Genomic DNA, 13304 nt, shown 5'->3' with positions numbered 1-13304 from the left:
ACCCAACACCCCGTCAAGCCATTGATCCTCACGCTGATTCAGGATTAAGCAACCAAGAGGGATGGACTAATAATTCCGCCGCCGATCGCTTCTCAACCATCTCACGGGTAATGGCGCAACGGGTAATATCTTGGCGCGAGGGAATCTCGTACATGACTTCTAACATCACCTCTTCTAAAATTCCCCGCAGCGCCCTAGCCCCGGTTTTGCGACGAAAGGCTTCTTGGGCGATCGCACGTAGGGCTTCTGGGTGAAATTCCAAGCGCACGTTATCCATGTTCAGCAGTTTTTGGTACTGCTTTACTAAGGCGTTGCGGGGTTGGGTTAAGATTGCTACTAAGGAGTCTTCATCTAGGGGTTCCACGGCGGTAATCACAGGTAACCGCCCAATAATTTCCGGAATTACCCCAAATTTGATTAAGTCGTCTGGTTCTAAATGTTTGGACAATTCCGCCGAAGACAGTTGGGGCGATCGCGTCTCACTCGATTGAATGAAGCCTATCGAACGTTTCCCTAAGCGTTGTTCGATAATTTGCTCTAACCCGACAAACGCCCCGCCACAGATAAATAGAATATTACTCGTATCCAGTTGAATGAACTCTTGATAGGGATGCTTGCGCCCTCCTTGGGGCGGTACATTCACCACCGTTCCTTCTAAAATTTTCAGCAAGGCTTGCTGAACCCCCTCACCGGAAACATCCCGCGTCATTGAGGACTTTTCACTCTTGCGAGTAATTTTATCAATTTCATCAATATAAACAATACCTTGCTCGGCAGCTTCTATATCAAAGTCTGCCATCTGTAACAGTCGCAGCAGGATATTCTCAACATCATCTCCCACATAACCCGCTTCTGTTAGCGTTGTCGCATCCGCGATCGCAAAGGGAACCTGTAACAAATTGGCGAGAGTTTGAGCTAAAAGGGTTTTACCGCAACCCGTGGGACCAATTAATAGAATGTTGGACTTTTGCAGGGTGATGCTGTCATCTAGTCCACTAGCGTCATAATCATCCTGAGCCAGGTTAAGCCGTTTGTAATGATTATAAACCGCAACGGAGAGGACTTTTTTGGCTTGGTCTTGACCAATAACATACTTGTCTAGCACTTGTTTAATTTCAACGGGCTTGAGCAAGTCATATTGGGGGCGACGGGGAGAATAGTCAGGTTGTTGGTAAGGGGGTTCAGCCGTTAAGGGTGGATAATTGGGGCTTTCTGAGTGAGACGTCAGCAGTTCTTCCTCTAAAATTTGGTTGCACAGTTCCACACATTCATCACAGATGTAGACGCTAGGACCAGCAATCAATTTACTAACCTGTTCTGAGGATTTACCACAAAAAGAACATCTTAAATAGGAATCGTATTTGGACATATCAATATCCGAGCTTTTGGGGTCAGTGACAGCAATCTGGCTTAAGGGGAAAGTTCGGCTATCCAAACCGCTCTACTTCAATTGTAGTTTCCAGCGATCGCAAAAGGGGAGCTTCAGGTGAGGAGGTGAGAGGGGAGCGGGGGAGCTGGGGGAGCTGGGGGAGATGGGGGAGCTGGGGGAGATGGGGGAGATGGGGACAGTCATGGTAGAAACGTACCATGGTGTATCTGTGTGTAGGGGCGGGTTTAGGGACTAATATTGATGGTTTTCCTTAGTGTGGCTGCAAAACCCGCCCTGACCAAATGACGAATGACGAATGACAAATATCGACTGACATTAATTGTCAATTAACCGATTTTCTTGCAAATGGGTGGGATCAGTAACTATCATTGTCAATAACATGGTTTTTTTGAGAGGGTGATTATGCCTCCGTATACAGCCGCTTCGCTGAAAGCTGAACTTAATTCCCGGGGTTGGCGGTTGACGCCGCAGCGAGAAACGATACTCCACGTTTTTCAGAATCTTCCCCGAGGAAACCACCTCAGTGCTGAGGAACTCTTCCATTTGCTGGACAAGCGGGGAGAACCCATCAGCCTGTCTACAATTTACCGTAGCGTCAAGTTGATGGCTCGCATGGGTATCCTGCGAGAATTGGAGTTAGCCGAAGGGCATAAACACTATGAACTGAATCAACCGTTCCCGAATCATCACCATCATCTAGTTTGCATTCAGTGTAACCAGACGATTGAATTTAAGAATGATTCAATATTAAAACAGGCAATGAAGCAGGTGGACAAGGAAGGCTTCCAGCTCATTGACTGTCAGCTTACCATACACAGCATTTGTCCCGAAGCTCTCCGTATGGGATGGCCCTCCGCACTTCCCAGTAATTGGCGCTGCACTCGAGCGATCGTGGCAGAAGATCCCCACGAGGTAAGCACTCACTATTAACACGTCATCAGGAATTTGTCCAATGGTTGAACCAAGGACAGCCAAGCGGTGAGGTTGGGTGAGTAAAACTTCAATATAGTGTGATTTTTATCACTGACAACGGTTGAGTGGTAGCTAAATCCGTGCGTTTTTAGCTGTTTTCGCCAGATAATCTAGGGATTTGTTAATTTCATTTTCCCCTAACCCCTAAATTGTTAGATACTTTAGACTATCAAACAGACGAATAATATCCAGTAGCGATTTAAAGAAGATTACGGCGGTATGCATATCAGCGAAATTACCCATCCGAACCAGCTACACGGTTTGTCGCTCCGTCAACTGGAGGAAATTGCCCGTCAAATTCGGGAACGGCATCTGCAAACGGTAGCCAAAAGCGGTGGTCATTTAGGTCCAGGGTTAGGGGTTGTCGAACTGACGTTGGGATTATATCAGACACTCGACTTGGATCGGGATAAGGTGATTTGGGATGTCGGTCACCAAGCCTATCCCCATAAGATGATTACGGGACGCTATAATCACTTCCACACCCTAAGGCAAAAGGGCGGGGTGGCTGGTTACTTAAAGCGTTGCGAGAATCAGTTTGATTACTTTGGTGCGGGTCATGCGTCTACCAGTATTTCAGCCGCCCTAGGGATGGCGCTGGCGCGAGATCGCAAAGGGGAAAACTTTAAGACAGTAGCGGTGATTGGTGATGGTGCCTTAACCGGGGGTATGGCATTAGAAGCGATTAACCATGCTGGACATTTACCCAATACCCGGCTGTTGGTGGTACTGAATGATAATGAAATGTCCATTTCGCCCAACGTAGGCGCGATTTCCCGGTCTCTGAACCGGGTACGCCTGAGTAAGCCGATGCAGTTCCTGGCGGATAATTTAGAGGAACAGTTCAAGCATTTTCCCTTGTTTGGGGAATCCTTGACTCCCGAATTACAACGGGTGAAAGAGGGGATGAAGCGGTTAGCTGTACCCAAAGTTGGGGCGGTGTTGGAAGAACTGGGCTTCACCTACATGGGACCAGTAGATGGTCATAACCTAGAAGACTTGATTACCACGTTCAAATCGGCACATACATACTCAGGTCCCGTCTTGGTGCATGTGGTAACGACCAAAGGTAAGGGTTATGCGATCGCAGAACAAGACCAAGTCGGTTATCATGCCCAAAGTCCCTTTGATTTAACCAGCGGGAAAGCGATTCCCTCCAACAAGCCGAAACCCCCCGGCTATTCCAAAGTCTTTGCCCACACCTTAGTCAAATTAGCCGAAAACAATCCCAAAATCATCGGCATTACCGCAGCCATGGCGACGGGAACCGGGTTGACTAAACTCCAGGAAAAACTGCCCAAACAATACATCGATGTGGGAATTGCCGAACAGCACGCCGTTACCCTAGCCGCAGGGCTGGCTTGCGAAGGAATGCGACCTGTAGCCGCAATTTACTCCACCTTCCTGCAACGGGCGTATGACCAGATAATTCACGATGTTTGCATCCAAAAGTTACCCGTGTTCTTCTGCTTAGATCGCGCCGGGATTGTTGGTGCTGATGGTCCAACTCACCAAGGCATGTATGATATTGCCTATCTGCGCTGCATTCCCAACATGGTGGTTATGGCACCCAAGGATGAAGCGGAACTACAACGGATGTTGGTAACGGGTGTGAATTACACCGACGGACCGATTGCTATGCGTTATCCACGGGGGAATGGGTCTGGCGTTCCCTTAATGGAAGAAGGATGGGACGGGCTATCCATCGGTAAAGGCGAAATTCTCCGCAATGGCGATGATATCCTGCTGATTGGCTATGGTTCCATGGTGTATCCCGCGATGCAAACGGCGGAAATTTTGAGCGAACACGGAATTGAAGCCACTGTGGTTAATGCCCGTTTTGTCAAGCCTTTGGATACCGAGTTGATTCTGCCCCTAGCCCAGCGCATTGGTAAGGTGGTTACCTTAGAAGAAGGCTGCTTGATGGGCGGTTTTGGGTCAGCCGTGACGGAAGCGTTATCGGACAATAATGTTTTGGTACCCGTGAAGCGGTTTGGCGTCCCGGATAAGTTAGTCGATCATGCTAAACCCGATGAGTCGAAAGCTGATTTAGGATTAACGCCGTCTCAAATGGCGGAACAAGTGCGCGAAGCGTTCTTTAATAAACAACCGTCGGTGGTGAGTTAATTTTCAATTGTGTAGAGACGTAGCATGCTACGTCTCTACAGGTACGGGGTTGATAACGACGGCTGTAAAAATGATTACCTCAAATTCACTGTTTCCAGCAGAAACGCTTGCACTTTCTCGAATTGTCGTTTTAAGGAATCCAGCCGCTCATTTGCTTTGACTAAGGTTTTTTCCCGCGCCTGTTGCTCTAATTGGGCGGCGATTTGGGGAATGAGTCGCACACCAATATTTGCACTCGTACCCTTGAGCCGATGGGCTTGTTGCTCAAGCATCTGGAAATCTTCCCTTTCGATAGCGTGATACATTTGTTCAAGTCCCGGTTGAGCATGTTTAATAAAGGCTTGTATGAGTTGCTTTTGCAGGATGATTTGACCTCTAGAGATCACCTCTAGACGTTTTGTATCGAACAACGTGTGATCAAGGTAGAAGCCTGTAGACGCCAAAGGACTCGAATTAATTTCTGCTCCCCCAGCTCCCTCTGCTGCCCCCGACTTTGCACAACGTTTGATCATTGCCTGTAAGGTATCTTGATCAAAGGGTTTACTGAGAAAGTCATCCATCCCCACCGCCAAACATTTTTCGCGATCGCTCTCTAAGGCACTAGCGGTTAAAGCAATGACAATCGTATGCCGATTTGACCCTTCTTGGCGTCGTAATTCACGAGTCGCATCATAACCATCCAAGATAGGCATCTGACAATCCATAAACACGATATCGTAGGACTGGGCTTGTAATTTCGCCAACGCCTCTGATCCGTTACTGGCGCACTCAGGCTGATACCCTAGCATTTGCAACTGGTTGACGATCACCGTTTGATTGATGGGATGATCGTCAACCAGTAAAATCTTCAAGTGGGATGAATCATTCAGATGAGTGGGTTGATGGATAGTGGTTTGCCAAGTCTCCAGATCTACCTCAGGTGTCACCGCAGCCAATAAACTCTCCCATAGCTGTGACGCTTTCATCGGTTTAGTCAGATACCCCAAAATCTCCATCGATTCCAACTCTTGCACCGTATCAAGCTGATGCATTGTTGTGATCACAATCAATTTAGTGGACGCCAAACTGGGATTACAGCGAATCATCGGCACAATTGACTCACCCTGACTTCCAGGGAGTTGCAAATCCAGAATCGCCACATCATAAGGATGACATCGGCTCACCGCATTCCGTAAAGCGTCCATGGTACTGGTACTATCCGTGGCTTCATCAATCTGCATCCCCCAAGCTTCCAGATGCGATCGCACAGTTTGGCGAGTTGTGGCATTTTCTGCTGTTACCAAAATTTTGAGCTGGCGTAGTGCCCAGGGAACGGCTTGGGCGGGTGGTAAGAGTTGCGTCTTAACGGGTACAGTAAACCAAAATGTTGATCCTTGACCCACCTTACTCTCAACCCCAATTTTACCCCCCAGCAACTCAACCAATTGCTGACAAATCACCAATCCCAAACCCGTTCCCCCATAGCGCCGTGTTGTTGAAGCCTCGACTTGGGAAAATGCTTGAAACAATTTGGATTGATCAGCCGCGCTAATACCAATTCCGGTATCGGTGACGGAAAATCGCAAGGTAACTGAAGATTGAGATAAAGTATCTGTGGGTTGATGCCCACTGACCGCTACCCGCACCACTACTTCCCCTGCATCGGTAAACTTAATCCCATTACCGACCAAATTCAATAGAATCTGACGTAAACGTCCTGGATCACTCTGTAACTGTCGAGGAACATTCGATTCAATCAGGATAGCTAATTCTAATCCCTTTGCCTCTGCCTGTACTGCTAAGACATCAATCACAGAATCCAAGCAACGTTCTAAGCTAAAGTCGATCTGCTCCAAAGCCATTTTCCCGGCTTCGAGTTTAGAAACATCAAGAATATCATTAATTACAGTGAGCAGATGTTTAGCACAGCTTTCGATCGTGCGCGTGTAATTAAGTTGCTGAGGGTTCAGATTCGTTTGCAAGAGTAACCGCATCATCCCTAAAACTCCATTAATCGGGGTGCGGATTTCGTGACTCATATTTGCCAGAAATTTAGACTTGAGCCGCGCCGTTGCTAAAGCTGCTTCTCGGGCTTCTACTAACTCATTAATCGGAAAACAGGCAAGCACAATTCCGCCAACGTCCCCAGTTGAGGTATACCAGGGATGAATCGCCCAATGTTCATAAATTGTCGTACCATCAGCCCGTTGCCAGACATCTTCACTCTTGGTAATAATCTCTCCCTGTAGCGCCCGTTGATGATCGTCTCGCCACGATTCGGGTAGATCGGGGAATATATCATAGTGACACCGATTGATCAGGGATTGTTCGTATAAGCCATAAATAGTGAGCCACTGTTGAGAATAAGCCAGATAGCGCATTTGCCGATCAAACATTGCCATCGCTACGGGTGCAACGGTAATAATTTGTCGGAGTTGTTGGCGTTCTTGTTCTAAATGTTGATTGAGTTGCTGTAACTGGGTGGTTCGTTCTTCAACGCGATGTTCCAATTCCAGATTGACTTGTTGAAGTGCCGTTTCTGCTTGCTTGCGACTGGTAATATCGAGTGCCAAGGATAAAATTGAGACTAAATTATCGGCGTCATCGCGCAGTGCTGAATTGTACCATTCACAATCAATGACTGCACCCTCTTTGGTGTAGTTACGGTTACAACAAATAGAGCGAGGCGTACTACCATCAAGTAAATTCGTCATCACCACATCAACGGCGTCTCTATCTTCAGTAAATACTAGTTGCAACTCATCAATCTGCCGACCTAAGGCTTCCTCTGCTTTCCAGCCAAAGATTTGTTCAGCCTGTTGGGACCAGCGTTGGACTCGATAGTGACTATCCCATTCAATCACCGCCAAGGGAGAATTTTCTACGTGAAAGGTGAGGCGTTGTAGAGTATGCTGTAATTCAGTTTCTGCTGTTTTGCGTTCTCTGATTTCTTGTTCGAGTTGAGCCGGACTGGGTAATGCTAGAGCTTTGGGGATTAATTGCACCAGCAGTACGGCTGTAGCCAGGGAAACGATCGCGGTGATTGCTTTGATCATTCCACTAAGCCAGTAATCGGGATGCCATAGCGTCCACACACCCATAATATGGGTCGTACCACAGGCTAAGATAAAGGCACTAAATAACCAAAATATCCAGTCAAAGGGCAGATCCTGTCGCTTGCGGACGAAGTAAACTAAGGTTACTGGAATCGAATAGTAAGCTAGTCCAGTTAACGAATCGGACAATAGATGAAGCCATACCAGTCCTGGCTGCCAAAGATAACAATGTCCATGGGGAATATAGTTCGCCAAGACTGTCCACATTATGAACCCTCCCTCTGGGGTGTTGTTACGCTGGGTATTTGACGTTCATTGCTCATTGTTCATGGTAGAACGACGAGCGATGAACCATTAATAATTTAATAGTTGATAATAATTGATAATGACTTACGCGAAACGTTTCACTTGTTGCTCTCTAACTAACGTCAAACTTACCCAAGATCCGCGATCGCTATAGCGGCGAATCAGTCGCTGGCGTAGGTTAGGTTCGACTAACCAACCGACTTCTAGGACAAAACTGTGACCGGATTTAATCGTTAATGGACAGTTAGAAGACGCGCCATCGGGGAGAAGTACGACCTGAACGGGTAATCCACCATCCGGGAAATAGAGCATCTCTCCGTCGATTCTAGCACTGGAGGTTAGGGTCTGAACGGATGCGCCGACGCCAAAGGTTAGCTGTTGGATCAGGCGGTTACTGTCTTGGCGTTCAATCGTGAGTTTAGTGGAATAGGTATCTGGCGATCGCAAGTCGGGATAGAGGGTAATGGCTTCACCTTGCCATTCTCCCAGTAATTGATCAACTCTTAGGGGAGGACGTTCTGGGGTATCGGTTCCGGCGCGTTTTTCCCGAATTAAGGTTAACTGAGACAGTTGAGCATCTTTATTGTAGAGTTGCACTAACCGTAGGCGGCGATTTCCGGCAATTAAGCCTAATTCAGCCCCAAATTCGGAAAAAGGACCCCACTGCATTGAGCCTTGAGAGAATGCGCCCGCCTCAAAAAATAGCACACTTCTGGCTAAGGTACTGTATTCTAAGACCGTTTCCTCGACAGCGCGATCAGGGGGATAACGGCGAATCACCTGGCGCACCGTTTTATTTTGATTGAGTCCCTCCAAGCTGACAACCGTTGGTGTATCCGTCAACGGTTCTCCTGGCGGCGAGAAGCGGGTAAACGAACCTTGCCATTCGCCTAAATTTTGTAGTAAACAGTCCCATTGCGATCGCATTGTTTTTCATTGGGTTGGGGCGGGTTTAGTAACATCTGGGTGAGAAAAAACGATAGTTGTGAAACCCGCCCCTACAGACGCTTTTGGCATCACATCTCTACAGGTATTAACTCGATGCACTGGTATAAAACCGTAGCGCAAACCGCCAAAAGACACCGGACACTAACAGTAATCCTAATGCCAGAATCGCCGCACCCACCACCCAGACGAACTCACCGCGACCTAATATTACCTCGGCGGGTATCGTGGTTAAGAACGCCACAGGGACAACAAAGGTAAAGAAAAATCGATAAACGGTGGGATAAGCCACCATCGGAAAACGCCCTGCTTCCAACAACCCGCGCAGCACTTCAGTCACATTATAAATTTTGACAAACCAAATACTCGTAGCTCCCAGTATAAACCAGAGGCTGTAAAGACTGATCAGACCAAACACCAGGGGAACAGCGCCCAAAAGGTAATCAACCCCACTGATGTTAAGGCGTTCACCTGCATAAGCTAGGAGGATTCCCGCAAAAATTAAATCGGGCAATCCCCAAGGCGACAGGGTGCGAGATGACAGCCAAAACTGGGAACTAATCGGCTTAAGTAAGATAAAGTCAAGCGTACCCTGCTGGACATGCTGGACAATGCGATTGAGATTAGGACTCAGCAGCGTCGCCGCAAATCCTTGGAGAAGGGTAAAAATACCTAGAATCACCAAGGCTTCTTCCCAACTCCAGCCCTTAAAGGTGTAGCCAGTGCGGTAAAACAAAAATAACCCAAATAAACTGCCCACTAAGTTTCCGAGACTGCTTAAGGCAGCAATCAGAAAGTTGAGGCGATACTCGAGTTCAGCGGCGAGAGCAGTCCTCCAGAACAACTGGAGTACGTTCAGATATCGTTTCATCTTGATTAAGATAGCAGAAATCACCGATGATGATGGCGGTTAGGTAGAGCAAAATTGTGACAAAATGTAAATTAAACCGTGAGGATATCCAATGAAGAAAATTTTAGTGATTGAAGACGAAAGCTTAATTCGAGATAATCTCTTAGAACTGCTGGAAATGGAAGGATTTGAAGCCATCGGAGCAGACAATGGTCAGGCTGGGGTAGAAATAGCCAAAGAGTTTCATCCGGATGTAATTTTGTGTGATGTGATGATGCCTAAACTGGATGGTTATGGCGTTTTAGAGGCATTGCGTCAAGATCCTAGCACGGCTGACACTAAATTTGTCTTTCTTACAGCCAGTGCCGATCAAATTAATCTGATGAAAATTAGGGGGTTAGGCATTGATCATATTCTCAAACCCTTTAATGTGGACAAATTCTTGACATTGCTGGAGCATCAAAATAGTTAAATAACGTAGCCAAAACAGCAGCCAATGCAGAACGCCGAACTGAGATAATTCATGACTGGATCGATTGTGGCGTTCAGACCTACTATTTTCTAGTCCTTTTCTTCCTTGTCCTATCTATCTACGCCGATCAACCGCAACTGAGTGTAAATTCTCAAATTCTCGAAGAAGCTAGCTTTCCGATCAAAATGCAACCATTGGCGCAAACGACGCCTTGGCGTTCATAATGTTCAGTAGAGTTCAAGGAATTTTTTGTGTCTCAAAAACGCAGGGTTTGGGTGATAGTCGTGTTAGTGCTAGCCGTGCTGGCATTTGTGGGTATATCGACGATTCCGCTGTTAAGGAGTGTTGTAGAGAGTAATCAGCCGTCTGCTGTTAGCACACCGAATGCCCAACCCAGCCTATCCACAGAACAGCAAGATCAACTTGAAGAACAAGCTAAAGGGTACGAACTGGTTTTACAGCGAGAACCGCAAAATCAAACCGCGTTGCGGGGACTATTAGAGACAAAACTACAGTTAAGGGATATTGAAGGCGCGATCGCACCGTTAGAAACCTTAGCTGAACTGAATCCCGACCAACCCGAATATGGGGTGTTGCTAGCTCAGGCGAGAGAACAAACTGGCGATCGCGAAGGTGCAGCCCAAGCTTACCGTCAAATTTTAGCCTCACAGCCCGGAGATATCAATGCCTTAAAAGGATTAGCGGCTTTGTATATTCAGCAAAACCGTCCGGAAGCAGCGATTGGTTTATTGCAAGAGACGATCACAAACGCTGGACAACAGAACCAGACTCAACCCGGTAGAGTGGATGTGAGTTCTGTCAAATTGTTGTTAGGAGAAGTCTACCTGAGTCAACAGCGTTTTACCGAAGCCCTCACCATTTATGATGAACTGATCGAAGAAAATCCCCAAGATTTTCGCCCAGTATTGGCTAAAGCCCTAATTCTCCGCCAACAAGGGAAAACTGAAGAAGCCAAGCCTCTATTTACCACAGCAGTTTCTCTCGCACCGCAGGAGTACAAAGATCAAGTCAAGCAACTTGCCACATTAAGCGAACAGCCTACACCTGCACCAACCGCATCCCCTGATAATAACGAGACACCTGATTTTCCCGAACCGCTTCCGGAAGGGAATGAAAATCCTTAACAGTAGGGTTTGGTAACAGTAACAGTAGGGTTTGGTAACCAAACCCCTACATTGGTTGCCATTTCAACTACGATAGCTATAACGGAGGCTTTTCTGGGGCAGGTATCAGACAATGGTGCGATTAAAATGGTGGCAGTGGATCGTATTGGCAATGCCGATCGCGTCCATGATTATCTTCTTACTCTTATCTGCGGGTTGGCAAATCCACGAGTGGGGAATTAATTGGATCTGGGGTATCTTTATCCTGATCTTCGCCGGATGGCGTTGGCTGCTAGTAAAATGGACGCGGACAACAGTCGATCAGGTAGAAGCAGCGGTAGCAGAGGTTAGCGATCAACTCGAGGCTACCACCGAGGAAACAACTGCTTTACCCGCCACAGATGAGGCGACTCAAAACGCCGAAGCCGCCCTGCAAACGGTGCTGAAAAAAGCACAGGATGATCCGCCCATCTGGGAAGACGGGCAAACCTTTTGGCAACGATGTCAGGAACTTGTGATCGCCATCGCCCATATCTATCAGCCGGAGGCGAAATATCCCTTACTCAATATCTACATTCCCCAAGCTTATGGGCTGATTCGGGGGACGGTGGATGACTTAGATCAGTGGATGCAGAAGTTATCGCCAGCGTTGAGTCAGGTGACAGTGGGACAGGGATTGCAAGCCTACGAAGTGTACCAGAAACTCGAACCCTCCGCCCGCAAACTCTGGCAAGCCTGGAGTTGGGCGCAGTGGGTAGTCAATCCGGTGGCGGCGCTAGCCAAACAAGCGAGTAAGCGTTCGAGTAACCAAGCTACCCAGCAACTGTTGATGAATTTGGCACAGATGCTGCGCGAAGCGGCGTTAAAGAATTTATCTCGACAAGCGATCGCGCTTTATAGTGGAAGTACCCCACCGGGTTCAGCTACCGTCTCCCCACCCAAACCGCAACTCCCCCAGGTAAAAACCCAAACCCTGCGCGATATCCTAGAACAAGCTGAACCGGTAGAAGTGGTTGAACAAAAGCCTGTAAGTATTTTGCTGGTGGGGCGTACTGGATCGGGTAAAAGTAGCCTAATTAATACATTATTTCAGGCAGAACGAGCCGAAGTTGATGTCTTACCCAGTACCGATCGCATCCAAAATTACCACTGGCAAACTCCCACTGGAGAAACCCTGAAGCTGTGGGATACGCCGGGATATGAACAAGTCAACCGATCCGATTTGCGGGACTTGGTACTCGATTATGCCACGAACGCCGATTTACTGCTACTGGTAACCCCCGCCCTCGATCCGGCGCTACATGTTGATGCGGAGTTTCTCAAGGAAATCCAAGCCGATATTGAAGACTTACCCGCCATTACAATCGTCACCCAAGTCGATCGCCTGCGCCCGATCCGGGAATGGCAACCTCCTTATGATTGGCAATGGGGTGAACGTACCAAAGAAAAAGCGATTCGGGAAGCGACAGAATATCGTGCCGAAAGTTTAGGGAAATGGTGCGATCGGGTGTTACCTGTGGTAACGGCGGATGGGAAAACCGGGCGCACCCCTTGGAATATCGAAGCACTATCGTTAGCATTAGTTGACGCGATCGCACCTGCCAAACAACTGCGTCTTGCCCGCTTTTTGCGAAACCGGGAAGCCCGTACAGCGGAAGTGGCTAAAATTATTGACCACTATACGTTTCAGATGGCAACGACTCAGGGGTTGACAGCATTTCTGAAAAGTCCGGTGCTACAGTTTGTATCCACAGTAACAACCGGAGCTCCCACGCTAGCCTTTGCCCTGGCTGAACAAATTCCCGTCGAACAGTTACCCGTAGTCATTGGCAAATTACAGATGGCGTATGACTTATTCTCCTTGCTGAGTGCAGGGGATACTCAGATGCCATTCGACTTGCGATCGCTGTGGTCATTATTGCTGGACAATTCATCTTCACCTGATCGCAATGCGTGGGCATTTGGTCACGCTTTGGTAGAGTATTGGACACAGAATATGAGTGTTGAACAATTACGCCAAAAGTTTAAGTTGTATCTAAATAGCTCTCAAACCCTTACACAAACATAGGACATAAGACGTAGC

At 47.6% G+C, this 13304-nt stretch carries 9 protein-coding genes; 5 read left to right on the top strand and 4 right to left on the bottom strand.

Features of this window, described 5'->3' with window-relative positions:
* Positions 1-28: 28 nt before the first annotated feature.
* Positions 29-1369: an ATP-dependent Clp protease ATP-binding subunit ClpX gene (gene clpX, locus RIB93_RS26305; protein WP_446377269.1), complete on the bottom strand. Its 1341-nt coding sequence runs from the start codon at positions 1367-1369 to the stop codon at positions 29-31.
* 423 nt (positions 1370-1792) lie between these two features.
* Between clpX and RIB93_RS26300 the strand changes: the two genes are divergently transcribed.
* On the top strand, positions 1793-2320 hold the full coding sequence (locus RIB93_RS26300; protein ID WP_446377216.1) for a transcriptional repressor: 528 nt from the start codon (positions 1793-1795) through the stop codon (positions 2318-2320).
* A 261-nt stretch (positions 2321-2581) separates the two neighbouring features.
* Positions 2582-4489, top strand: coding sequence for a 1-deoxy-D-xylulose-5-phosphate synthase (dxs, locus tag RIB93_RS26295; protein ID WP_446377214.1), 1908 nt, complete (start codon positions 2582-2584; stop codon positions 4487-4489).
* Between the two features lie 74 nt (positions 4490-4563).
* Here the strand turns inward: dxs and RIB93_RS26290 are convergent, their stop codons facing one another.
* The 3 genes from RIB93_RS26290 to RIB93_RS26280 all read right to left on the bottom strand — a co-directional run bounded on the left by RIB93_RS26290 (position 4564) and on the right by RIB93_RS26280 (position 9646).
* Positions 4564-7791: a response regulator gene (locus tag RIB93_RS26290; RefSeq protein WP_446377212.1), complete on the bottom strand. Its 3228-nt coding sequence runs from the start codon at positions 7789-7791 to the stop codon at positions 4564-4566.
* A 123-nt stretch (positions 7792-7914) separates the two neighbouring features.
* Positions 7915-8757 carry a DUF3598 family protein gene (locus tag RIB93_RS26285; protein ID WP_446377210.1) on the bottom strand — a complete coding sequence of 281 codons (843 nt, stop codon included), beginning with the start codon at positions 8755-8757 and terminating at the stop codon, positions 7915-7917.
* Between the two features lie 106 nt (positions 8758-8863).
* Positions 8864-9646 (bottom strand): ABC transporter permease, encoded by a 783-nt coding sequence (locus RIB93_RS26280; protein ID WP_446377208.1) that lies wholly within the window; start codon positions 9644-9646, stop codon positions 8864-8866.
* 91 nt (positions 9647-9737) lie between these two features.
* Here RIB93_RS26280 and RIB93_RS26275 point away from each other — a divergent pair, with 91 nt between their 5' ends.
* The 3 genes from RIB93_RS26275 (at position 9738) to RIB93_RS26265 (ending at position 13289) form a co-directional block, all read left to right on the top strand.
* Entirely contained in the window at positions 9738-10097 is a 360-nt protein-coding gene (locus tag RIB93_RS26275) for a response regulator (RefSeq protein ID WP_446377206.1), read from the top strand.
* A gap of 251 nt (positions 10098-10348) precedes the next feature.
* Positions 10349-11242, top strand: coding sequence for a tetratricopeptide repeat protein (locus tag RIB93_RS26270; RefSeq protein ID WP_446377204.1), 894 nt, complete (start codon positions 10349-10351; stop codon positions 11240-11242).
* Between the two features lie 112 nt (positions 11243-11354).
* Positions 11355-13289, top strand: a complete 1935-nt coding sequence (locus RIB93_RS26265; protein WP_446377202.1) for a GTPase family protein — start codon at positions 11355-11357, stop codon at positions 13287-13289.
* The last annotated feature ends 15 nt before the right edge of the window (positions 13290-13304 follow it).

It is taken from the genome of Coleofasciculus sp. D1-CHI-01 (genome assembly GCF_040218875.1).
GTDB lineage: Bacteria > Cyanobacteriota > Cyanobacteriia > Cyanobacteriales > Coleofasciculaceae > Coleofasciculus.
Note: the sequence above shows the minus strand (reverse complement) of the source record. Positions and strands in the feature narration are given on the sequence as shown.